This window comes from Paenibacillus etheri (assembly GCF_001012825.1).
Lineage (GTDB): Bacteria > Bacillota > Bacilli > Paenibacillales > Paenibacillaceae > Paenibacillus_AQ > Paenibacillus_AQ etheri.
In genome coordinates this window covers 214786-238166 of sequence record NZ_LCZJ02000016.1, presented here as the reverse complement: position 1 = coordinate 238166, position 23381 = coordinate 214786, and the positions used below count along the sequence as shown (strand labels likewise).

The window sequence follows — 23381 nt, the reverse complement described above, 5'->3', positions numbered from 1 at the left end:
TCAGGACTAATCGGAACCCCGTCTCTACTAGCTATTTGTTTAAAAGAATCTATTATTCCATCGCAGATACATGGCTCCCCCAGATAGAGATTCCCTCCTTGGAAACCGCAGTAAACGTCATAACGTTACTAGCTGTTGCTTCATTCCACTCTTTTAGGAACACTCCATTATAAGTAGAACCGTCAATGGTAAGCTCAGCAGTATGATCATCGATTAGCTTCCATTTCCCCTTTACCGCTCCTTTGATCTTACCGCTCTTAGTTAATTCAATCAGCTCTGACTGCACGATATCAGCCGTAATGTCTTTGTTATGGTTCACATATTTGTATTCACCTGAAATTTGCTCTTTCGTGTATTTCTCAGTGGTCTCTCCGCCATAGCGGTGTGGGGCTACAACCGGCCAACCCTCACTGTTCATAAACATCTGATGAACTCTTACCTCATGCTTTTCTCCACGATTCGGGAACCGTGTATGGAAGATCAGATAATACTTGCCATTCTCTTCATCATTAAACGCCGAGTTATGACCTGGTGATACATATCCTTCTCCACTCACTGGCAGCTCGTCATCCGTATTCAGAAATTCGAAATTCCCCATAAGCTTCACTCCGTAAGGAGCATATGCTGGATCATCAAACAATACCGTAGGTGATCCTTGTGCATTAATCATATCCTGGTCCTCAGAATCTTCGAAAGGTCCATCTGGTGCCTTTGAACGAGCCACACGGATGTTATAGCCACCGTCTGCAGCCAACCCCCCGTATGAAAGGAACAGATAGTAGTAATCCGTTTCCGGACTGTACAGCATATATGGAGCTTCTATCCGAGCATGATTCGCACCGAGGAGCTTTTTTCCATAACCTTGATCTGGTAGTGGGAAGCCTCTATTAGCATCTAGTTCCATAATAAAAATACCACCGGAGTAAGAGCCATAGACCATCCACAGCTTCCCTTCTTTATCAAAGAACACATCCGGATCTACTACATTCGGCTTTTGAGTGGCATCATACATTTCTCCATCATCACCCATACCCGTCATACCTGACTTCAAAATGACGCCCTTATTCTTATAAGGTCCCTCAATATTGTCCGACACAGCTATGCCGAGTGCAGACAACGGGGAATCCCCTTTACAAGCATTGTAATACATATAGTAGTTGCCATCCGTCAATTGGATAACATCGGGTGCCCATAAGGTATCCGTCTGTGCCCATTTTAATGCTTCAGCAAACTCCTCTTTGACATTAGGAATGAGTACGTTTCCTTCTACCACTCCAGAGGACAGCTGAGTCCAAGACATCAAATCATTTGATTTAGCAGATGCTAAATGAGAACCGAACACATAGTATTTGTTATCTGCTATAATGATTGACGGATCATGCACAGATACATTTTTGAAGACAGGCTTCGCAGAATCAACTACGTTATTTGAGTTGCTAGAACTAGTTGAGTTGTCATTGCACGCGGTTACTGCTAATAATGAAACGCTGATCATTGTAGTCATCATTGCTTTTCTCATCGTTATACCCCCTATGTATGCCTTTTCATTTTGAAACGAAAACGAACAATAGTCAATCCTTTTATTTAATTAAGTCCGTATTAATTCACATTTATTTAAATGATAGTAAACATTCATACACATAAAAAAAACGCCAAGCCATCGAAATGGCCTGACGTTTCCTTTTATATTTTACGTAAAATAATCTGCTTAATTAGCGCCTTCTTGCACCAAAACAGGCTCTGGATAAGCGTTCTTAAGCACACGTTGTCTATTCTTAACAACTGCCGGCGGTTCCACCTTAGGAGCCATCGGATGCATTAGCCAAGATTTCACCATATGGGTATCCGAAACCTTATACATTGGTGGCTCTTTCTCCATATCGATTTGCATAGCGTAAGTGCTACGTAGTGCGAAAGCATCGCCCTTAGGCGGCTTGATCAAATCTGGAGGCGTACCAGGAATTGCTGTAAGCAAAGAACCTTTACTCTCCAAACTTGGCATGGAAGCTAGCAAGCCCCAAGTGTATGGGTGTCTTGGATCGTAGAAGATCTCTTCCGCTGTTCCCATTTCAACAATTTGTCCGGCATACATTACAGCTACACGATCTGCCATTCTTGCTACAACTCCGAGATCATGGGTAATAAAAATAATAGCCGTATCAATCTTCTTCTGCAATTCCTTCATCAAATCAAGAATTTGTGCCTGAATGGTTACGTCGAGCGCTGTAGTCGGCTCATCCGCAATCAGAAGTTTAGGGTTCGCAGCAAGTGCCATTGCAATAACAACACGTTGACGCATACCACCACTGAATTCATGTGGATATTGATTGAAGCGACGTTCTGGAGAAGGAATACCTACTAGATTGAGCAGCTCAATCCCACGTTTGTTCGCATCAGCCTTAGAGATGTTCTCATGTTTGAGCAGTACTTCAGTAATTTGTCTGCCGACCTTCATCATCGGATTCAGTGAGGTCATCGGATCCTGAAAAATCATACCGATCTCTTTACCGCGGATTTTCTGCATCTGCTTCTCAGTCTTGCCAATCAAATCTTGTCCATCAAAAAGAATCTGTCCGCGTTTATACTCTCCTGGTGGTGTAGGAACCAGCTTCATAACCGCTTGTGAGGTTACACTTTTACCGGAACCTGACTCCCCAACAATCGCTAGAGTTTCACCTTTATCTACATGGAAGCTAACACCACGGATCGCTTGTACTTCTCCGCCATGTGTTTTGAATGATATCGCTAAGTCTTTTACCTCTAAAAGGCGCTCCATCTTGTCACCCTCTCATTTCCTCGTCAATTATGATAATGATTCTCAGCATGTTGTAAGCAATAAGTATTATTTTATCTAGTTTTAAGGGCTCTAGTCAAGATTTTTCTGAAAAAAATACGGCTAACCTCACACTTTAGTACTAGTTCTGTTTATTGCGCGTTCTATTTTTCACTAGCATCCACACTGCAGGTGGAAGTAAAAGAAGTACAACCACTAAAGACCACCCGATATCTGTGACAGATACCACGTCGTCATCCAACAGTCGATAATACGCATAAAGAGAATAAGGAAGAACTACTAGTACTGCTGTAACAACGCCAGGTGTATACATTTTCAGATAAATAGTCTGTCCCAGATGAGTGAATACATGGAAGAAGAACACTGCAAGTACTGCCAAATACAATAAATAATTTGAAAAGAATGCTGCAATGCAGGTTACTGCCACTATCAAAATATACACGAATAACACATCCAAAGCAAAGTTACGTGTAGTCATGTGCATCATCGAGCTATACATTTTGCGTATAAATGGCGGTAAAGCCGCTTCGACTCTCATTCCATATTTGGCACTCCACGCTTCGATAACTATAATCTCTTCAAAATCGTGAAACATAAATAGTATCGGTAACAGCCACAGTAAACTTACCTCATTAATATGTATACTCAGCCATTCGAACATAAGCGTCTCCCTTCTCCTGCCCTCCTCCCTATCTTCTATGTTGTAATTGTGTCAAAAATGTGTTAATCCATGAACCGCTTCCAGCCCTCAAGCAGATTATCATGAGCCCACTTAAGGTGGCCTTGGCTATCGTACTTACGCGAATAACACTCGATGAAGTAAATTAAGTCGATATATAAGTCGTAGAGTTTCTTACGGGCACATTCATTCGGGCTGTCGAAGCTATTCCCGTAACCTCTACAGTAATGCTCTGAATTCTCAATATAGCGAAAATAATATTCCATAAGTGGATCTCCCCAAAGTGCCCGTTCCCAATCAATCAATGCAACAATGCGGCCCTCTCGCACAAACACATTACCATCCCATAAATCCCAGTGTACTAGACGAGGCTCAGTGACAACATCCATAACATATAAGCGACTTATGATCTCTGCCTCAACGGTTTCTAAGGGAATGGGCATCTCTACCTTTAAACGACGTGCATCTTCAAGCAGGTCCATTATCAAATGCTTAAAAGTTTCTCTCCATGAAGTCCCTTTTACTTGTGTGGATGTACTTAATAATCCGAAGTGCTCACCTTGAATCTCATTAATGATCCGGCTATAACGGCCTAATTCTTCCTCAATCTCGCTTCTCTGCTGTGGACTAAGCTCTTCCTTAATTTCATTATAAGGTCGGCCGATAATTTTCTCCATGAAAAAAAACTCACTCGAAATCATTTTTTTACTGTAATCATAAGCATATACCTCGGGCACAGGTACTGTCCCTTTTGACTTCATCAGTCGCATCGCCGCAACCTCGGCAGCCATAATATCGTGCTCGTAACTAAGAGTGTCTGTTTCATCTGTTGGCGCTATCTTAAGAATCATGGCTCTTCCATCTGATAATAAAAGGTCATATGCTGCGTTAAAATAGCCACCTGTCAGTTCGGTACTTCGATTAATGCTCACATGACTTCCAAAAGTAGCACCAACCAAATCACTTTGTTTCTCTGTTGTTAATTTTGTTTTAGTAAAGCTCTCCAAGATCTCACCACCATAATGAAATAAGTATCAAACGATAAACAATCCTTCTCCATTTGAATGAAAATTGTTAAAATTAGAACTAACGAGTGTCATTAGCCTGCTTTTCATGAAAGAGAGGAAACCATTACCATGATTATTAAACCTAGAACACGCGGCTTTATCTGTACTACCGCTCATCCGCAAGGTTGTGCTCGTCAAGTAGAGCGGCAAATCGAATATATCCAGACACAACCCGAGATCAAAGGACCACGCAAGGTGCTTGTCATTGGCGCCTCTACAGGATATGGCCTCGCCTCACGGATTACAGCCGCTTTTGGGGCTGGAGCCAGCACAGTAGGCGTCTACCGCCAGAGCAGCAGCAATGGAGCCCGTACAGCCTCTGCTGGATGGTACAATTCAGCAGCCTTTGAGGAACTTGCAGCGAAAACGGGGCTTCAATCCTACAGCGTAACCGGTGATGCCTTCTCCAAGGAAACTAAGGATAGAACCATACAACTGATTCGCAGTGAATTGGGACAAGTTGATCTAGTCATCTATAGTGTTGCTTCTGCTCGCCGAACAGATCCTGTGACGGGTGAAGTTTATAACTCCGTAATTAAACCTATAGCAGATACCTACACGAATAAAACCGTAAACTTTCATACGGGTGAAGTCAGCCAAATTTCTATTGAACCCGCTACGGACAAAGAAATCGATAATACCATTCGAGTGATGGGTGGTGACGATTGGCAGCTTTGGATTGAAGCACTCCATCAAGCTGGAGCTTTGGCCGATCATGCCACCACAATCGCTTTCTCTTATATCGGGCCAGAAATCACCCAATCCGTATATCGCAAGGGAACGATTGGTCGTGCAAAAGATCATCTCGAATCCACAGCACATATGCTAAACGAAGAACTATCTAGTATAGACGGTCGGGCATATGTAGCGGTTACGAAAGGTCTCGTCACACAGTCTAGCTCAGCGATTCCTGTCGTCCCCCTCTACACTTCTGCACTATACAAAGTCATGAAAGAGAAAGGGCTTCATGAAGGTTGTATTGAGCAAACCTATCGTTTGTTCGCAGAGCGTCTCTACGCACTCGAAGGAACTCCTGTAGATGAAGAAGGTCGGATCCGAATCGATGACTGGGAGATGTCCCCGGCTGTACAGAATCAAGTGACTCAAATCTGGGATGAACTTACTACAGACAACATCTATGAATTGACAGATCTTGAAAGCTACAAACAGGAGTTCTTCCAGTTATTCGGTTTCGATACTGAGGGTGTAGATTATGAAGCAGAGACTAATCCAGACGTAACGATTACCAATCAGCGGTAATCAACACATTATGTTGCGGACTATCTTCTACCAGTCGTTAAAGGTTGCTCAAGTGCATACAGTTCTTCTTCTACGGAATTCATCTTTTGCTCAATCACCTTGCGCGCGTCTGCCAGAGCCTGGTTGTAAATATAAGGCGTGAGTTCTTTGAGCATAAAATCCAGAAGATTCTCACTTGCTAATTGACCGATTTCGCTAGATAACTCCGTATCAAAATAATCCTGAATGCTGGATGTAATCTGTAGTTTGTGTTCTCTCTGTATTTTTATCGGCTGCATGGATCGTCCTCCAATCTGTATAGTTTACAATTTAGAACATTAATACAGGAAAAATGACGTGCTTGCGCACGTCATTTCTTATGTCTATACCCTTAATCTAAACCCACCACATTTCTGCTAGTGGCTCCTCAATCAATACTTGTTGAAGATTACTTACAGCTTTGGAGAAGCCTTCTTCCACAGACATCAATCCATCTTCATGCTCAATACTGACTACATAATCATATCCTACCAAACGAAGAGCGCTCATAATGTCAGCCCAAGTCTTAAGATCATGTCCAAAGCCAACCGAACGGAACTGCCATGCACGGTCAAGCATTTTGGTATAGGATTGCATATCTGTTATGCCATGCATATTGACATTGACTGGATCAATGACTGTATCTTTAGCGTGGAAGTGATGGATTGCGCCTTGGCGCCCCAAAATATGAATCGCTTGCACCGGATCAATCCCTTGCCACCACATATGACTCGGATCTAGGTTAGCGCCGATCACTTCACCCGCAGCTTCTCTGAGTCGCAACAGCGTACCTGGTGTGTGGACGGAGAATCCACCGTGCAGTTCAAGACCCACCTTCACATCATGCTTTGCGGCAAAGGCTCCCCATTCAGTCCAGTAAGGAATCACTTTATTCTCCCATTGCCAATCCAGAATTTCTTGATAATCATTTGGCCATGGAGCTACCGGCCAGTTAGGATACTTGGCACCCTCATGATCACCTGGACATCCTGAGAACGTATTAACGACTGAAACACCTAGCTTTTGCGCCAATTTGACCGAGTTCACAAAGTCCTCATGATCCTTTTGTGCAAGCTCTTTTTGTGGGTGTAGCGGATTTCCGTGACAACTCAGTGCACTGATCGTCAATCCACGGGACTCCACGGCATGTTTGAATTCTTTCAATGCTGTCTCATTCTCGAGAAGCATCTTAGGATCACAATGACTGTTACCAGGATTGCCTCCTGTACCAATCTCTACCGCCTTTAGACCTTTGGACGCTACATAATCTAGAGCATCCTCCAGCTTGCGACCACCAAACAAGACCATAAATACTCCAAGTTTCATTGTAAGTCACCTCTTTTGCAAATAGTTTACTTACCTTCACCATACATATCGAAGTCTTTCAGTACTTGGTTCTTCTCAGCAGATTCAAAAATAGCCTCTATCAAATTCTGAACACGCATTACTTCAGCATTCTTAACGATTGGTTCGGCTGTTCCCTCAATAACGGCTGCGAAATTGTCATAGAAGCTAGAGCCTAGTTCCGCTGGTTGAGGTAAAGCTTCTGTAATGGTAGCCCCTTCCGAAGGAGGCGCCATAGTTTTAGTTAATCCAACACCTGCACGTATAGGCTTAGGCTCGATCTTTTCACCTTCATGGTTTCTAGTTACTAAACGACCGGTTAAAGACCAATCCTCGATAATACCCGTTCCTTCAATACCCTTCACATACCATCTAGGCAGCGTGATGAAGTTGGTTGTGCCAACCTCAACGATAGCTTTAATTCCATTCTCAAATTGCAGAGTCGCTTCAAAGCCATCATCTACATCATTGCCTAGAATAAAGCTCAAACTGCTGCTCACGCTGGTGACTTTGCTGTCGATCATAAATAAGAGCTGATCCAATAAATGAACGCCCCAATCCAACAGCATTCCTCCACCTTGTGCCTTGACATGGCGCCAGTCCCCAGGAATACCATTCGCCCCGTGCACGCGGGATTCGATCTGGAACAAAGAACCGATAGTCTCCTGATCATACATTTTTTTGATCGTTAAGAAGTCTTCATCCCAACGTCTATTCTGGTGAACCATGAACACACGTCCTGCTGCATCCGCAGCGGCCAGCATTTCTAGAAGTTCTTCCTTCGACATAGCTACCGGCTTCTCACAAATAACATGTTTGCCAGCTTGGAGCGCACTTATAGCAATTTCTTTGTGCACATCATTTGGTGTAGCAATAAGAACAATCTCAACCGCAGGATCTGCTAATACTTCTTCATAACTTTCATATACCTTGTACCCCACTTTGATGGAGTCCGTACGACGTGCTTCAAGCACGTCATACGTTCCTACTACTTCTAAGGAATTATTCATTTTAATCAATTCTGCGTGATATTTCCCCATTCCTCCAAAACCAACAATGACTACGGAATGTTTGTTTGAGTTCATGACTTCCACTCCTGTTTCTCAATTAATTATCTGATGTGCCGTCAAAATACACAGCGCGACCTGTACGTGAAGATTCATAAATAGCTTCCAAGATTTGAGTAACAACGAGGGCCTGTTCAGGTTTAACTACAGGGTCCTTGTCTTCTCTAACCGCTTCAAGCCATAGGCGAGCTTCACGATCGGATTCACTCTCTTGACCTCCATCATAGAAAGCTACACCGCCAGCAGACAAGTCTACTTTGGTCTCATACAGACGTCCACCACGATCACCGTTTAGACGTAGTCCATCCTTCATATCTGCACCACCCTCTGTACCTGCCAGAAGCGTTTGAGCTTCTCTATACTCTGATACATTAAGCGCCCAACTGGACTCCAATACGATTGTAGCACCATTTTCCATAGTAATAAATCCAAAAGCAGAATCTTCTACTTTAAATTGCTCTGGATCCCAAGGACCAAAAGCGTTTCCAGCGTTCTTTCGGTTACTCAGCTTATGGAAAGACGAGCCCATAACACTGCGTGGCTTGTAATTATCCATCATCCATAAAGTGAGATCAAGCGCGTGCGTACCAATATCGATCAGTGGACCGCCACCTTGCTTCTCTTCATCCAGGAATACACCCCAAGTAGGAACCGCACGACGGCGCAGCGCAATTGCTTTTGCATAATAGATATCACCAAGCTCACCGTTTTCGCAGAGCGCTTTCAGATATTCACTATCCGAACGATAACGGTTCTGGTATCCGACAGACAGCTTCTTACCTGTACGTTTGGCAGCATCAAGCATTTCCTGAGCTTGCGCTGTGGTCTTAGCCATAGGCTTTTCACACATTACATGATTACCAGCCTCCAAAGCAGCAACAGTAATCACGGAGTGACTGTCATTCGGTGTGCAAACATGAACAATATCAAATCCGCCAGCTTTCAAAAGCTCGGTGTAATCCGTATAAACTGCAGCGCCTTGGGCGCCATAAGTCTTGGCTGCTTTTTGTGCACGTTCTTCAACGATATCGCAGAAAGCTACCATTTCAGCATCCTTCTGACGTGACAAACTTGGCATATGTTTTCCATTTGCGATACCACCGCAACCTACAATAGCAATTCTCAACTTATTAGACATTAACTTTTCCTCCTTGATTTGCGTATGCTTTTACCCATTTCAAACTATCTTCTACACTTTCTAATGGTGAACGACTGCAGAAATCCTGCTCTACTACCGCCCACTCCACATTCGCCTGTACAGCTGCATTTAAAATTGCAGTAAGGTTCACTTCACCTTCACCTAGTACAACAGTTTCCGGAGAGCCGTCTTCGTTTTTCTTCAAATCCTTCAGATGGATGATCGGCAGTCGACCTGCGTATTTGTTGATATATTCAACCGGATCATAGCCTGCATGATGTACCCAACAAGTATCCATTTCCACTTGCAATAGGTCAGCCGGCACCTCTTCAAACAATCCATCAAAAGCAGTACGGTCACTATCACCATATTTTTCTGTTAACTCGAAATCATGATTGTGGTACAGAAGAATTGCTCCGCCCGCTTTGCACTTTTCCCCAATAACCTTCAGATTCGCAGCAACCTCTTCATAGTTACGTTGTTCTTCTGACAGATAAGGAACAATCAAATTTGGATTTCCAATCTCAAGATTGTAAGCGATCTCTGCTTCTGTATCATTCAACAAAACGTCATAAGGACGATGTGCGCCGAGCGCGACCAGTCCAAGCTCATCTAGCAATTGTTTAACTTCTGCTGCGGTACGACCGAAATAGTGGAAAAACTCTACGCCTTTATATCCAAGGGCTGCTACCTTACGCAGTGTCCCTTCAAAATCCTGTTCCAGTTCTTCTCTAAGCGTGTACAATTGCAGACCTATCTTCAGCATTTTCTAATCACTCCAATGGGTTTAGGGTTAGCTTACTAGATTGTATAAACGTCTTTCCGCTGCTCGTCCCCAAAGAGATCAATAGCAGCAATCACTTGAACAATAATGCCGTTGCAGAATTGACTAATCTGATTCCCATTAGTTTCCTTTAACTGCCATTCTTGTTTGCATAGCTAATATCGACTCCGTATAGCGTGGATGGTCGATTTCTTTCTTTATTGCTTAGGTACATAGTAATATGAAAGCGTATATAATAAAATGAATAATATGATTAAAACATGAACAATCTGATTATCATTTCTAGACATCAAGGAGGACCCATGACTCAATCAACTACCTGTCACGTATTATCAGCTGGATTTTCCTTTCACCGCAAACCTTTTCATATGTCACATAGTCATGGAAATCAGAACTATTTAATTCGTCTGCAAACCGAAGGCCGAAGCCGAGCAATGATCGACGGTGTGATGACTCCAGTGGAGAGCGGCGATATCATGCTGTTTGCTCCTAATGATCCTTACTATTTAATCATTGACAAGGAAGAGTATCCCGTAGGTAAGCCGAGGATTGAAAGCGGAGATTATCATATTTTTTGTGAAGGAACATGGATTGTTGAATGGTGGGAACGCGCTCAGAGACCCTCACTCTTAAGCGTGCCATTAAGCGAGAATTTCCTTGGTTTGTTCCGTCAGCTCATTCTTGAGCACAGACGTCTATCCGATTTCTCACCAGCGATATCCGCCTGTTATCTGCAAATCCTATGTATGGAAATCGACAGACTCATTACAGATCAGCCAGCGATTACGCCTAAAGGTTATCTGGCCTACCGAATGAAGCAATATGTTGAGGAGCATGCAACCTTACCATTTTTGTTGGAGGATGTTGCAGCTCATGTAGATATATCCGTCTCCCGTGCCGTTCATTTATTTAAGGAAGCCTTCGGAACCAGCATTATTAAATATGTAAATGATGTCCGGCTAGAGATGGCAAGAGAACGAATAACCTTCAGCCCTATGCCGCTGGAGCAAGTAGCAGAAACCTGCGGTTTCGCGAATTACACTTATTTTCACCGCGTATTCCGAAGTCGTTTCGGTATGTCACCTAGACAGTATCGTGTACACAGCAGAGCACAAGTATAAACAGATTTACGGCGCATAAATGAAAATAGGACTGTCCCTTTAGTAGATAAACTACTTCAGGGATAGCCCTTGCTTCTATATTCATACTAAACTCATGTTGGTAAGGTTATTGTTGTTCAGCTGAAATAATTAGGAACATCGGTCTGCGGTCCTCGTCCTTCATCCACGGATCATTGCTCATTTCATCTGAAGGCTTAGGCTCCTTAACTGCTTTGATAGCAAACCCGGCTCCAATCAAGTCATTGAAATAGGTTGAGATTGTGCGATGATATTTAATCACATTCTCTGTTAAGAATGTAGTCTCACGCAATCCCTCAGACTGATAATGATCTACAGGCCAATGTAGACGATTTCCTTGGTCATCCACGTGCCAGTCCTGTTCATTTCGTGAAGTAAAGATGGGATGTTCCACTGAAAATATAAAACTGCCGCCTGGCTTTAGGTAAGTATGAACCTTGCGGCAAATAGCTTCAAAGGACTCGATATAATGAAAGGCCAGTGAACTAATGACCACATCAAATTGTTCACTCGCAAATTCAATGTCCTCAATCGGCATCTGGATATAAGAAATAGCAGGGTCGTCTGTTTTTTTACGCGCTTCTTGTAGCATTTTTTCAGAGATATCTACACCAATGACTGAACTTGCCTGCTGCTCTCGTGCATATAGACAATGCCAGCCAAAACCACAGCCTAAATCAAGAACATTTTTATTATGTAAATCTGGGAGGAGTGTCTTTAGTACATGCCATTCTCCTGCGGCTTCAAGTCCACCAATGGAACGAGGCATTTGTTTATAGGCCGAGAAGAAATTCGTTACGTCATATTTATTTTGTTTCATCAGTTACATATCTCCTATCCATTATGTCTTCAATCAGTATATTCTTAGTGACACATTATTTTCAAATGGCCAAATGAAAAGGAGCATCATCTTGGAAGATCCGCTCCTTGTGTTTATTCTTATTCAGTTGCTGCTTCTTGCTCGGCGTTAACCGTACATGCTGTGAAATGACGCCATAATCCCCATTGGTTCTTCGACTTTGAGCTGCGCACCAGGTTGCTGAACGCTCTGCCTTTAACAAGGCTTTTTGTGTCTTGGTTCGTGCCATGTGGCACCACTCTCCTATTCATTGGTGAATTATAAGACAACTATATTTTAACATAATCCAGACTATGAGCGTAGCCAGAATTCCGTTACAATGAGATCACTGCTAGTTTTCTAACTTATCTAAATAGATTCGGAGGTTTTAGTGATGAAATACGATGTTTTGTACGAAGGTGCTTTTGCTATGCTGAAGGTATATCTGGACCCAGGCGAAAGCGTTAAAGCTGAGATGGGCGCAATGGTTGCAATGTCTCCCAACGTAGAATTAAAAGGAACCGCTGATGGTGGAGTTATGCGGGGTCTGGGAAGAATGCTGAGCGGAGAAAAGTTCTTCTTTCAGGAACTCAGAGCTATCCGTGGACAAAGTGAGGTACTACTGTCTCCCGGCTCATTAGGTGATATCCAAGCTATCGAATTAGATGGATCCTATAAGCTGTTAGTTCAAAAGGACGGATTCTTAGCCGGAACGGAAGGCATTCAAGTAAATACCAAAATGCAAAATTTAACACGTGGACTCTTCTCTGGCGAAGGCTTCTTCATTGTAGAAATCAGCGGCAGAGGAACAGTATTCCTGTCCTCCTTCGGAGCGATCCACGCCATTAATTTAGCACCTGGTGAAGAGATGGTTATCGACAACGGGCATCTCGTCGCTTGGCCAGATTATATGGACTACAAGGTAGAAAAAGCAGCCTCAGGCTGGTTAAACAGTTTAACCAGTGGTGAAGCGCTCGTCTGCCGATTCCGCGGAGAAGGTGTAATCCTCGTTCAGAGCCGTAACCCTGGCAGCTTCGGAACATGGATTAAATCCTTCGTTCCCACCCGGAGCTAAAAAGACACAGGCTATACCATTAATAGAATTCCTTTAACAGTTTAAAACGCAACGTAGCGCTTCCCCGTTTTTTAAGAAGCGCTGCTTTGCGTCAAATTAGGGAATACCTCACTAATCACTTTTCCGAAAAAGAAGCTGGCCCCTAAGCAGTACTTACTACTTTTGAGACAGCTTCTTTTTTAGTTGGCTAGCGGCTTAAGAGACCGCTTTGTTTGCTTTTTCTTTTTTGCATCCTGTTCGTTTACATGTGCCATAAGTGCCCTTGAAATCAAGGCGGTGATCCGTGACGTTAAAGCCATATTCACGTTCCACTCTTTCCTCCAGCTCCACCAGCCAGTCATCCTTAATTTCCTCTAATCTACCGCACACGCTGCATATCAAATGATGATGCATGTGAGAATGATCATTCCCGCGCAGATCGTAACGAGCGACTCCATCTCCGAAGTTCATCTTTTCAACAATGTGAAGCTCGCATAAGAGCTCAAGTGTACGGTATACCGTTGCCAGCCCTAAATGCGGATAGCTGAGCTTAACTAGCATATATACTTCTTCTACACTAAGATGATCTTTCTCATTGTCGAGCAATATGTTCACTATGGCTTCACGCTGGGGCGTTAATTTATATTTTTGCGCCGCAAACAGCTGACTGATATTTGAAATTTGATCCATTTGATCTCCTACCTTCCCGGAATGATTTAACATCCGTACCCACTGAGACGCACCCATTTATGCATCAAAACATTAAACTTAAATAGTAATCGTTACGATATAATCATAACAAAATTAACCACGAATGAATAGAGCCTGACATCATTATAACATTTTAGCTCACTTATCCAAAGTTCTTTCACCCATTCCTGCCTATTTTTCTACCAAAATCTACTTTTTCGTGAAATAATGTAGCTTAGACCGCAACCTTTCCATATTTTTCTGCGTTAAAGGAAATGATAGCGGCCACGAGGCCTATCCAAACAACGAGGTGAAATAACCATGACTATGAAAAAAAGAACGTTAGCCGTGATTACAACCGTTACCATTCTCTCCTTCTCTTTGGGTGGCCAAATATTTGCAGCCGGAAACACCTTTAAGGATATTGACAATATAAACGGCAAAGAAAAAATTATTTCTTTAAAAAATCAAGGCTTAATCAAAGGGGTTAGTGAGTCCCGATTCCTTCCTGGCTCCAAAGTAACAACAGCACAGGGTATTCAGTTTATTTCGGGTGGTCTCCAGCTTAGTCTCGCGGCCATTGATTTCAACAAAGCTCCCGTTGCTAGCGGATTGTTCACGAAAGTTAAAGATAAAGCTTGGTACGCTGAAGCCTTTATCAATGCGTACTACAATCATGTCGAGCTTCCTAAGGATATTGATCCAACCAAAACAATAACTAAAGAAGAGTTCACCAATTATCTAGTACAAGGGGTCGAAGGTATTGGGAATCTGCCAATGATTAATATAGTGCCAGTAGATATCGCTGACGATACAGCACTGAACCCCTCTTATCAAGGCAGTATTCAACGTTCGCTTAAATATAAGATCAATAGTTTAGACACCAACGGGAAGTTTAATCCAAAAAGCGAAATCACACGCGCCGAAGCAGCGATTATGCTCTATAATGCTTTGGAATTCCTGAAGACCGGTATTAAATCCTAACCTAGAAGCGACATACCTCTAAATTTGAATAATCAACACGAAAAAGCAGTCCGGGACTAGTCCTGAACTGCTTTTTTGCCTATTAATCATCCTCTATACTTCTTCACCACTAATTCTGTTCAGAAATTGCAGAGCACGAGGATGCTTTGGATGCTCAAGAACTTCTTGTGGAGTCCCTTGCTCTAGAATATGGCCTCCGTCCATCAGAATGATCCGATCCGCCACATCAGCAGCAAATTTCATCTCATGTGTCACAATCACCATCGTCATTCCCTCTCTCGCTAGCTGTTTAATAACCTTAAGCACTTCCCCCACAAGCTCAGGATCAAGCGCCGAAGTAGGCTCATCGAACAACAGCACCTCTGGATCAACTGCCATAGCACGAGCGATAGCAACCCGTTGCTGCTGACCACCAGACAGTTGATGCGGATAAGCATCTGCTTTGTCCGCCAAACCTACTTTAGCTAACAACTGAAGGGCACGTTCGCGTGCTTCGTCCTTAGATCGTTTCTGAACAGTCACCTGCCCCTCCATCACGTTGCCAAGTGCAGTCATATGGGGAAAAAGATTATAGGATTGAAAGACCATCCCGGTTTTTTGACGTAACGCCAAAACCGAATTTTGTGGAATTTTCTTATTATCCGTAAAATTAATTTTAATATCACTGAGCGATAAGCTTCCTTGATCAGGGATTTCAAGCAGATTAAAGCAGCGTAAGAGTGTAGTTTTACCTGAACCCGATGGACCAATAATAACCAGCACCTTGCCATGCTCCATTTTGAGATCAATGCCCTTTAATACCTGTAGCTCACCGAAGGATTTATGCAAATTAAGGATTTCAATCATTATTGTCTCTCCTTTAGCTCGCAGAGTAACGACTCAGTCGTTTCTCCAAGTAATTTTGAAGTGCTGACAACACAGAGCAGAATAGTAAATAGAACAATCCTGCTTCGCAATAGATCAGCAGTGGCTCATAGGAGGTGGAAGCAACCTGCTGTGCTGTTCTGAACATCTCCGTATAGGTAATGGTCGCTGCCAGTGAAGTGTCTTTGACCAAGCTAATAAAGGAATTCGATAACGGCGGTACAGAAACACGGGCAGCTTGTGGCAGTATAACACGGCGCAGTGCTTGCGCACGAGTCATCCCAACGGAGAAGGCCGCTTCCCACTGACCTTTATGTATCGACAGGATAGCAGCACGTACAATTTCTGATGAATAAGCTCCTACACTAAGCGTAAATCCAATGGTCGCGGCTATGAATGGGTCGAGTACAATTCCAACTGCGGGCAAACCATAGAAAATAATGAATAGTTGTACCAACAAAGGGGTTCCACGAATGACCCATACATAAAAGCGGGCGATTAGCTTCGGAAATACCCAAGGGGAGAGTCGAGCTAGTGCAGTCAATATCGCTAATATCAGTCCCAGTACAAATGATATCAATGCCAAAGGAATGGTAAAAGCCACCCCGGCTTTTACCAGGGGTAGCAGTGAATCCAAGAAAATTTGTATTTTGCGGTCATCCATTTTCAGACATCCTTTTTTGGCTCCAAGCTAGGTTAGCTTCCGAAACCTTAAATTATTTTGAAACGTCAGCACCAAAGTATTTCTCAGAAATCTTTAAGTACGTTCCATCGCTCTTCATTTCAACAATTGCATCACTGACTGCTTTCACCAACTCGTCGTTGCCTTTCAGGAACACAGCGGCGCTTTGTGAACCGTCAGGAATCTCATCTACCACTTTAATTTTCACATCAGGCTTCTGCTTCTTCAGGTCCAGATAAGACAAACCATCATTTACAGTCGCATCAATACGGCCTGAGGTCAGTAGGTCCATCGCTTGATTAAAGCCGTCTGTAGCTACAATTTCAGCGCCGTTCTCACGGGCGATATCGGAGAGGTTGCTGGTTAGAGATTGTCCGGCTTTTTTCCCCTTAAGATCCGCAAAAGTTTTGATATCATTATTGTCTTCACTCACAATCAATACAGCTTTTGATACGATATACGGTTCAGAGAAATCATATTTCACTTTACGATCTTCATTAATGGATACTTCGTTAAAAATAACATCAAACCGCTTGGCATCCATCCCCGCAAAGATACCATCCCACTGTGTCTCAAAAAATTCAGGCTCAACACCGAGACGCTTCGCTACTTCCTCAGCAATTTCCACGTCAAAGCCGGTCAGTTTACCTGATGCGTCATGATAAGTAAAGGGTGCATAGGTCCCTTCCGTTCCTATCCGCAATTTGCCGCTAGCTTTAACAGCTTCCAGGCTGTTTTTCGCTGCAGATGTACCGTCATTAGTTCCAGCTGAAGAGTTCGTAGAAGTATCGGTATTCGAATTATTGCCGCAAGCCGCTACAAACACCACGGTTAACGCCAACAGAATAGTTAAACTTATTTTTCTCATTATTAATTCCCCTCTCTTTACCCGGAATTTATCCGGTAAATTGTATACTACACTGGCATCAGATTACCGTCAATGATTTTTTCCGATTATATACATCGGAATTGTAATATTAGGTAAATCTCTACCCTTATATTACCCATTCTTAGAATAATCCTTCACAAGATCCTCTCTTTACATCTCAGAAAGTTATGGTATATTTATAAACAAATTAAATATGGACCTGTTATTTCACTAGGGGAGTCGGCCGACTGAGACGGAGCTTCAAGCTCCGGACCCTTGGAACCTGATCTGGATCATACCAGCGGAGGGAAGTGGAGCAGAATTTTCATCCCATGCATTTTTAGTGTTCCTATGCAGAATGAACTTTTTGACCCATTTATTTCCCACCGGAAATGAATGGGTCTTTATTTGTTTACATTCAATCACAAAACTTAAGTTTATGCTTCCGAAGCAAGTTTTGTACGATGCTTTCCAAGGAGCCAATGCTCACAAAACTTTTTAGGAGGTTCGATCATCACGACAATCCTATCCATTCAAGACTTAACCTACTCTTTTCCAGAGTCTATACAGCCGCCTGTATTCGCAAACTTAAACATGGAAATCAGGCAAGGGGAATTTGTTTCTGTCATTGGGGCTAGCGGATGCGGGAAAAGCACACTTTTCAAAACTATAGCAGGCTTGCTCGACCCCACTCATGGGAAAATAATGATTCATTCGAGCCCATCAGCATCTACACGCTTAGGTCAGATCGCTTACATGCCGCAGCAGGACTTGCTACTGCCGTGGAGAACAGTGCTCGACAACTGTCTATTGCCCTGGGAAATCAAGCCAAGGTTCAGTAAACAACAGACGATCTCTCATATTCGGGAAATGCTGTCATGCTTCGGTTTAGCCGATGTAGAGAAGGCATATCCCCATGAGCTATCGGGTGGCATGAAACAGCGAGTCGCATTTCTGCGAACGCTTGTGGCTGGCGGCGGAGGCGGTCTTATGCTGCTAGATGAGCCATTTAGAGCGCTCGACGCGATGACCAAACGAGAGATACACCGTTGGCTGTTAGAGCTTTGGGATGAACTGAGTCAAACCGTAATGCTCATCACCCATGATCTGGAAGAAGCGCTATTGCTAAGCGATCGAATTTATTTATTGGCTGGAGGCGTGCATAGCGAATTACAGGAGATCATTGTTGATTTACCTAGGCCAAGACATTACAAAATGAACTATGAACCCCAGTTTATAGCATTGCGGGAAGAGTTGGAGCGAAGACTTTATGCAGCCCATACCTTTTAAAAAACATTTAGATAGCTATGGTCCATTCATTCTAGTGGTGCTGATCATTCTTGTGATCTGGGAGTCAGCTGTTCGTCTACATTTGATTCCAGCCTTTATTCTCCCTGCACCTTCTTCAATAGGTATCGCATTGATTGAGCATAGACAATTACTCAGACAGCATTTATTGGCTACGTTGCTGGAAATATTGGTCGGTTTTGTTCTCTCGGTTATCTGTGGTGCACTGTTGGGCACCGGAATGTTCTTGTTTCGTCCGCTTGAGAAGGCCATCTATCCTTTTCTTATTATCAGTCAGACGATCCCGTTAATCGCGCTATCCCCCATTTTTATTATGTGGTTCGGATATACACTGTGGAGCAAGGTCGCTGTTGTGTTTCTAACTGCTTTTTTCCCAGTCGTTGTGAGTACATATGACGGACTTCATACAAGTGGTCAGGCGTACAAAGACTTATTGTTAACATTTGGCGCAAATCGCTGGCAACTGCTTGCTAAAACCCAAATCCCGCTGGCACTGCCCTCCTTTTTCTCAGGACTAAAGCTATCTATGGTGTACTGCGTGATTGGAGCAACCATCGGCGAATGGCTCGGCGGCAGCATAGGACTCGGTTACTTTAGCCGAAGAATGGCTGGGAATATGCAAAGTGCCGAAATGTTCGCTGCAGTATTTTTATTGTCCGCCCTCGGTGTAGTGTTGTTTCTGATGATAGCGCTGCTCGAAGCACTATTTTTAAAGAAAAGAGGATCTAAACGATGAATCGTTTGAACTTTCAAAGAAAATGGCTTATTCCCTTGTGTCTCTTCTGTTCTGTCCTAATCTTAAGCAGCTGCGGTAAAGCATCCACAGTAAGTGATCCTTCTGCTAGTTCTTCTAATATTGAAAATAAACAAACGCACAAGCTGACGATTATGCTCGATTGGTATCCCAATGCCGTTCACTCTTTTTTATATGCCGCTGAGCAAAATGGTTATTTCCTAGAGGAAGGCCTGGACGTAGAAATCCAGATGCCCGCAGACAGCAATGATACTCTAAAACTCGTGGCAGCGAATCAAATCGATTTAGCGCTTAGTTATCAACCTCAGGTGCTCATGGCACGCAGTGAGAACATTCCAGTACGTTCGATTGCTGCGATTGTGAGACATCCGCTTAATCATTTAATGGTACCTCAGGCTGGAGACATTCATAGTCCCAAAGACCTTACAGGTAAACAAATTGGGTATTCTTCCATTCCTCTTTATGAAGCCATGATTCGTACGATGATCCAAAACGATGGGGGTGACCCTAAGGCCAGCAAATTAATAGACGTAGGCTTTGACCTTATTCCGGCGATTGCAACGGGGCAAGTGGATGCCATTATGGGAGGGTTCATTAACCACGAACAATTAATCCTGGAAAAAGAAGGTCATCCCGTTAAAGGGTTCAATCCCACGGACTACGGTGTACCCGATTATTACGAGCTAGTACTTGTCGCCAGCGATCAGGGAGTACAAAATTCTGAGTCCTACTTCAAAAAGTTTTTAAACGCCATTATTAAAGGACAGCAATATGTGCAGGAGAATCCGGAAAAAGCATTAAATTTGCTGCTTGCACACGAAAATGCGACCTCTCCACTCGATAAGCAAATTGAAGAGAAGAGTCTGGAGATTCTACTACCACTAATGAATGCGGGTGACCAAGATTTTGGCTATCAAGAGTCCGCCTCTTGGGAAAAGGTACGACAGTGGCTATCGGACAATGATTTACTGTCTACTGACATCAAAGCTGAGGATGCTTTTATCAATCTTTAAACATTAGCTATATGCTTAAAAAACTTGAGGAGGAATTATCATGAGTTATCTATCCAAGGTTCGGGATTCCAATCCACTGGTCCACAATATCACCAATATCGTCGTAGCCAATTTTTCAGCCAACGGTCTTTTGGCGCTCGGTGCCTCCCCTTTTATGGCAGATGCTCACGAAGAAGTGGTAGATATCGCCGCATTTTCAGCTGCCGTAGTTCTAAATATCGGCACACTGAATGACTACGCTATTCAATCTATGGTGCTCGCGGGACAATCTGCGAATAAGCACGGCGTTCCCTTAGTTCTTGATCCAGTGGGTGCGGGAGCCACTTCTTATCGAACATCGGTCACTCAAAAGCTAGTGAATGAGATGCAAATTACCGCTCTACGTGGCAATGTAGCGGAAGTTGCCAATATCATTGGTGAAAGCTGGTCTATTAAAGGGGTGGATGCAGGCGAAGGGGATGGCGATGTAGTCGTCTTGGCTGAGACAGCCGCTCGGAAGTTAGGTTGTATTGTTATCATCACTGGAAAAGACGATGTCATCACCAATGGAGTTAACACCTACATTACCAGTAATGGCCACCCTATTCTAACGAAAGTAACTGGAACCGGGTGTCTACTCAGTGCAGTAGTCGGGGCATTTCTAGCGGTAAGTGAAGGAGCATCTCTTGAAGCCGCAGTGGAAGCTCTCTCCTTCTATGGAGTGGCTGCTGAAATCGCCGCTGAACTAACCACTGGACAAGGTCCGGGGAGCTTTCAAATCGAGTTTCTAAATCAATTGAGCTTAGTCACACCTGAAACTTACCAAGATAAATCAATAATCAATCAACTCAGATAACGATCCTAAGGAGTGAACCGAGTGATGATATCCAAAGCTTTAACCATAGCCGGCTCGGATAGCGGTGGTGGTGCTGGCATTCAAGCAGATCTAAAAACCTTTCAAGAGCTTTCTGTATATGGCATGTCCGCGCTTACAGCCGTGACAGCACAGAACACACTAGGAGTTCAGGGCGTATATCCGTTAACACTGGAAGCTATTACTCAGCAGCTTGATTCCATTGGACTTGATCTGAAACCGGATGCTGTGAAGACCGGGATGCTGTTTAACAGTGACATCATACGTATCGTAGCAGAGAAGATCCTACAATACAGCTGGCGTAATCTTGTAGTTGATCCTGTAATGGTTGCTAAAGGGGGTTCCACGCTGCTACAGCAAGAAGCTGTTCAGTCCTTAATCAATTATCTCCTCCCGTTAGCCTTAGTGACGACTCCTAATATTCCAGAGGCTGAAATGATTACCAACAAGAGCATCACTACTATAGACGATCGTAAAGAAGCAGCTAAAATCATTCATGCTATGGGCTCTAACTATGTAGTACTAAAAGGTGGGCATGATACCTCAACTACGGCTGTTGTGGATCTCCTATATGATGGTCACGAATTCATCTTTATGGAGAATCAACGAGTTCAGACTAGACACACGCACGGCACAGGCTGCACTTATTCAGCAGCAGTCACTGCCGAGCTTGCCAAGGGCAAAACCGTTCCCGAAGCTATACACACAGCTAAGGCTTTTATACAAGCGGCGATTGAAGACGAGCTGGGCATAGGGGCTGGACATGGACCTACGAATCATTTTGCATATCAGAATAGATTGCGAGGGATGAACCTTGAAGCAAATAGACAGTGATCAACTACGGGATTTATTAAAAGTCTATTTCATTATGGGCAGCGCGAATTGCCGTATAGCCCCAGCCAAGGTATTAAAAGAAGCTGTTGCTGGAGGCATAACGATGTTTCAATTTCGTGAAAAAGGTACAGGGGCATTAACTGCCCAAGTTAGATTTAACCTAGGAAGACGGCTCCAAAAAATATGTCGTGCTAACGGGGTCCCTTTTATCGTAAATGACGATATTGATCTAGCCATCGCCCTTGATGCGGACGGCATTCATGTAGGACAAGATGACACTCCTGCGCTAGCGATTAGGCAGCTGCTTGGAGAGGATAAGATCGTTGGTGTGTCCGCTCATTCGCTCGCCGAAGCTCAGCAGGCGATTGCGGATGGAGCCGATTATCTGGGTATTGGTCCTATTTATCCTACCTCTTCCAAGGAGGATGCCCGCGCTGTTCGAGGCACATCTATTATTAAAGAAATACGAAACAGCGGCATTACGATTCCTTTGGTCGGCATAGGAGGGATCACCGTGCACAATGCAGCACCAGTATTAGCTGCGGGTGCGGACGGTATCTCCGTTATCTCGGCTATTGCGGGCGCTGAAGACATCACCTTGGCAGCCAGAGGATTTGTTCACGAAGTTAATTCAAACGGGTCATAAGCTCATTCAGTTCTTCACCGCTCAAATGCCGCCATTGTCCTCGCTCCAAACTATCAAGAGTATAATTCATGATTCTTATACGCTCTAGCTTTAGTACTCTATATCCTAACTCCTTGCACATTCTGCGTATTTGCAGATTAAGGCCTTGAGTTAGGATAATTCTAAACTGACATTCCGCGATCCGATAGACCTCACAAGGTTTTGTTGTGACGCCAAGAATATCCACACCACTAGACATTGCATGTATGAACTCTGACGTTATCGTTTTGTCTACATGAACTACATATTCTTTTTCATGCCCATTCTCGGAACGCATCATTTTGTTTACGATATCTCCATCGTTGGTTAACAAAATGAGGCCTTCCGAGTCTTTATCTAATCTGCCAATCGCAAAGATCCGTGAGGGATAACCTACAAAATCTATAATATTCCCGGCTACATTTGGGGCAGCTGTACAGGTAATGCCTATCGGTTTATTCAACGCGAGGTATACCGGCTCCCCTTTACTGCTTGTTATCGGCTCTCCATCGATCCATACGATATCCTCAGGCTCTATAAGAATATTTGTATCACAGACGATGCCATTAACAGCGATTCGACCTGTAGCAATGAGTCGTTTCGTTTCCCTTCTGGAGCAGAAGCCTGTCTCACTTATATATTTGTCTATTCTCACTGATGATCCTACTTTCTCTCTATATACTTA

General features: G+C 43.6%; 26 protein-coding genes and 1 riboswitch. Of the genes, 10 read left to right on the top strand and 16 right to left on the bottom strand.

Going from position 1 to position 23381, the window contains the following annotated elements; translation table 11 throughout:
• Positions 1–52: 52 nt before the first annotated feature.
• The 4 genes from abnB to UQ64_RS04770 form a co-directional block, all read right to left on the bottom strand.
• Positions 53–1519 (bottom strand): arabinan endo-1,5-alpha-L-arabinosidase AbnB, encoded by a 1467-nt coding sequence (gene abnB / locus UQ64_RS04785; RefSeq protein WP_082650976.1) that lies wholly within the window; start codon positions 1517–1519, stop codon positions 53–55.
• 189 nt (positions 1520–1708) lie between these two features.
• On the bottom strand, positions 1709–2776 hold the full coding sequence (locus UQ64_RS04780) for an ABC transporter ATP-binding protein (RefSeq protein WP_042187548.1): 1068 nt from the start codon (positions 2774–2776) through the stop codon (positions 1709–1711).
• A gap of 139 nt (positions 2777–2915) precedes the next feature.
• Positions 2916–3455 (bottom strand): HXXEE domain-containing protein, encoded by a 540-nt coding sequence (locus UQ64_RS04775; protein ID WP_060622357.1) that lies wholly within the window; start codon positions 3453–3455, stop codon positions 2916–2918.
• Between the two features lie 62 nt (positions 3456–3517).
• Positions 3518–4480, bottom strand: coding sequence for a phosphotransferase family protein (locus tag UQ64_RS04770; protein WP_060622356.1), 963 nt, complete (start codon positions 4478–4480; stop codon positions 3518–3520).
• A gap of 129 nt (positions 4481–4609) precedes the next feature.
• Between UQ64_RS04770 and fabV the strand changes: the two genes are divergently transcribed.
• Positions 4610–5800: an enoyl-ACP reductase FabV gene (gene fabV / locus UQ64_RS04765; protein ID WP_060622355.1), complete on the top strand. Its 1191-nt coding sequence runs from the start codon at positions 4610–4612 to the stop codon at positions 5798–5800.
• Positions 5801–5820: 20 nt separating this feature from the next.
• Here fabV and UQ64_RS04760 read toward each other — a convergent pair whose 3' ends face one another.
• The 5 genes from UQ64_RS04760 to UQ64_RS04740 all read right to left on the bottom strand — a co-directional run bounded on the left by UQ64_RS04760 (position 5821) and on the right by UQ64_RS04740 (position 10133).
• Positions 5821–6078, bottom strand: a complete 258-nt coding sequence (locus UQ64_RS04760; protein ID WP_060622354.1) for a DUF2164 domain-containing protein — start codon at positions 6076–6078, stop codon at positions 5821–5823.
• Between the two features lie 97 nt (positions 6079–6175).
• Complete coding sequence (locus tag UQ64_RS04755; protein ID WP_060622353.1) at positions 6176–7144, bottom strand: sugar phosphate isomerase/epimerase family protein; 969 nt, start codon at positions 7142–7144, stop codon at positions 6176–6178.
• Between the two features lie 26 nt (positions 7145–7170).
• Positions 7171–8247 (bottom strand): Gfo/Idh/MocA family protein, encoded by a 1077-nt coding sequence (locus tag UQ64_RS04750; protein ID WP_060622352.1) that lies wholly within the window; start codon positions 8245–8247, stop codon positions 7171–7173.
• 22 nt (positions 8248–8269) lie between these two features.
• On the bottom strand, positions 8270–9367 hold the full coding sequence (locus UQ64_RS04745) for a Gfo/Idh/MocA family protein (protein ID WP_060622351.1): 1098 nt from the start codon (positions 9365–9367) through the stop codon (positions 8270–8272).
• Positions 9360–10133, bottom strand: coding sequence for a sugar phosphate isomerase/epimerase family protein (locus tag UQ64_RS04740; RefSeq protein WP_060622350.1), 774 nt, complete (start codon positions 10131–10133; stop codon positions 9360–9362). Before UQ64_RS04740 ends, UQ64_RS04745 begins: the two co-directional genes overlap by 8 nt.
• A gap of 320 nt (positions 10134–10453) precedes the next feature.
• Between UQ64_RS04740 and UQ64_RS04735 the strand changes: the two genes are divergently transcribed.
• Entirely contained in the window at positions 10454–11272 is an 819-nt protein-coding gene (locus tag UQ64_RS04735) for an AraC family transcriptional regulator (protein ID WP_060622349.1), read from the top strand.
• A 106-nt stretch (positions 11273–11378) separates the two neighbouring features.
• Here UQ64_RS04735 and UQ64_RS04730 read toward each other — a convergent pair whose 3' ends face one another.
• Both UQ64_RS04730 and UQ64_RS04725 read right to left on the bottom strand, forming a co-directional pair.
• Positions 11379–12110: a class I SAM-dependent methyltransferase gene (locus UQ64_RS04730; protein ID WP_060622348.1), complete on the bottom strand. Its 732-nt coding sequence runs from the start codon at positions 12108–12110 to the stop codon at positions 11379–11381.
• A gap of 61 nt (positions 12111–12171) precedes the next feature.
• Positions 12172–12378 carry a hypothetical protein gene (locus tag UQ64_RS04725; RefSeq protein ID WP_060622347.1) on the bottom strand — a complete coding sequence of 69 codons (207 nt, stop codon included), beginning with the start codon at positions 12376–12378 and terminating at the stop codon, positions 12172–12174.
• 144 nt (positions 12379–12522) lie between these two features.
• On the opposite strand from UQ64_RS04725, the gene UQ64_RS04720 reads away from it, so the two are divergent.
• Positions 12523–13203 (top strand): TIGR00266 family protein, encoded by a 681-nt coding sequence (locus UQ64_RS04720; RefSeq protein ID WP_060622346.1) that lies wholly within the window; start codon positions 12523–12525, stop codon positions 13201–13203.
• Between the two features lie 195 nt (positions 13204–13398).
• On the opposite strand, the gene UQ64_RS04715 is transcribed toward UQ64_RS04720, so the two are convergent.
• Positions 13399–13872 (bottom strand): Fur family transcriptional regulator, encoded by a 474-nt coding sequence (locus UQ64_RS04715; protein WP_060622345.1) that lies wholly within the window; start codon positions 13870–13872, stop codon positions 13399–13401.
• 321 nt (positions 13873–14193) lie between these two features.
• On the opposite strand from UQ64_RS04715, the gene UQ64_RS04710 reads away from it, so the two are divergent.
• Positions 14194–14856 (top strand): S-layer homology domain-containing protein, encoded by a 663-nt coding sequence (locus tag UQ64_RS04710; RefSeq protein WP_060622344.1) that lies wholly within the window; start codon positions 14194–14196, stop codon positions 14854–14856.
• 93 nt (positions 14857–14949) lie between these two features.
• Here UQ64_RS04710 and UQ64_RS04705 read toward each other — a convergent pair whose 3' ends face one another.
• Genes UQ64_RS04705 through UQ64_RS04695 form a run of 3 tightly spaced genes read right to left on the bottom strand, consistent with a single transcriptional unit; the run spans position 14950 to position 17270 of the window.
• Complete coding sequence (locus tag UQ64_RS04705; RefSeq protein ID WP_060622343.1) at positions 14950–15702, bottom strand: amino acid ABC transporter ATP-binding protein; 753 nt, start codon at positions 15700–15702, stop codon at positions 14950–14952.
• A gap of 13 nt (positions 15703–15715) precedes the next feature.
• The gene (locus UQ64_RS04700; protein WP_060622342.1) at positions 15716–16384 is read right to left on the bottom strand and encodes an amino acid ABC transporter permease; all 669 of its coding nucleotides are present in this window, start codon (positions 16382–16384) and stop codon (positions 15716–15718) included.
• Between the two features lie 52 nt (positions 16385–16436).
• Positions 16437–17270 carry an amino acid ABC transporter substrate-binding protein gene (locus UQ64_RS04695; protein ID WP_060622341.1) on the bottom strand — a complete coding sequence of 278 codons (834 nt, stop codon included), beginning with the start codon at positions 17268–17270 and terminating at the stop codon, positions 16437–16439.
• Between the two features lie 223 nt (positions 17271–17493).
• A riboswitch (TPP riboswitch) is annotated at positions 17494–17597 on the top strand.
• 267 nt (positions 17598–17864) lie between these two features.
• Between UQ64_RS04695 and UQ64_RS04690 the strand changes: the two genes are divergently transcribed.
• Genes UQ64_RS04690 through thiE form a run of 6 tightly spaced genes read left to right on the top strand, consistent with a single transcriptional unit; the run spans position 17865 to position 22678 of the window.
• Complete coding sequence (locus tag UQ64_RS04690) at positions 17865–18560, top strand: ABC transporter ATP-binding protein (protein ID WP_082650975.1); 696 nt, start codon at positions 17865–17867, stop codon at positions 18558–18560.
• Positions 18541–19314: an ABC transporter permease gene (locus UQ64_RS04685; RefSeq protein WP_209445712.1), complete on the top strand. Its 774-nt coding sequence runs from the start codon at positions 18541–18543 to the stop codon at positions 19312–19314. Before UQ64_RS04690 ends, UQ64_RS04685 begins: the two co-directional genes overlap by 20 nt.
• The gene (locus UQ64_RS04680) at positions 19311–20345 is read left to right on the top strand and encodes an ABC transporter substrate-binding protein (RefSeq protein ID WP_060622339.1); all 1035 of its coding nucleotides are present in this window, start codon (positions 19311–19313) and stop codon (positions 20343–20345) included. The genes UQ64_RS04685 and UQ64_RS04680 overlap by 4 nt, the downstream gene beginning before the upstream one ends.
• Before the next feature lie 40 nt (positions 20346–20385).
• Complete coding sequence (gene thiM / locus UQ64_RS04675) at positions 20386–21180, top strand: hydroxyethylthiazole kinase (protein ID WP_060622338.1); 795 nt, start codon at positions 20386–20388, stop codon at positions 21178–21180.
• Positions 21181–21204: 24 nt separating this feature from the next.
• A complete protein-coding gene (thiD, locus tag UQ64_RS04670; protein WP_060622337.1) occupies positions 21205–22032 on the top strand; it encodes a bifunctional hydroxymethylpyrimidine kinase/phosphomethylpyrimidine kinase in 828 nt (275 codons plus the stop codon).
• Positions 22013–22678 carry a thiamine phosphate synthase gene (gene thiE / locus UQ64_RS04665; protein WP_060622336.1) on the top strand — a complete coding sequence of 222 codons (666 nt, stop codon included), beginning with the start codon at positions 22013–22015 and terminating at the stop codon, positions 22676–22678. The genes thiD and thiE overlap by 20 nt, the downstream gene beginning before the upstream one ends.
• Here thiE and UQ64_RS04660 read toward each other — a convergent pair.
• Positions 22659–23351, bottom strand: a complete 693-nt coding sequence (locus UQ64_RS04660) for a pseudouridine synthase (protein ID WP_060622335.1) — start codon at positions 23349–23351, stop codon at positions 22659–22661. The genes thiE and UQ64_RS04660 overlap by 20 nt on opposite strands.
• Positions 23352–23381: the final 30 nt, after the last annotated feature.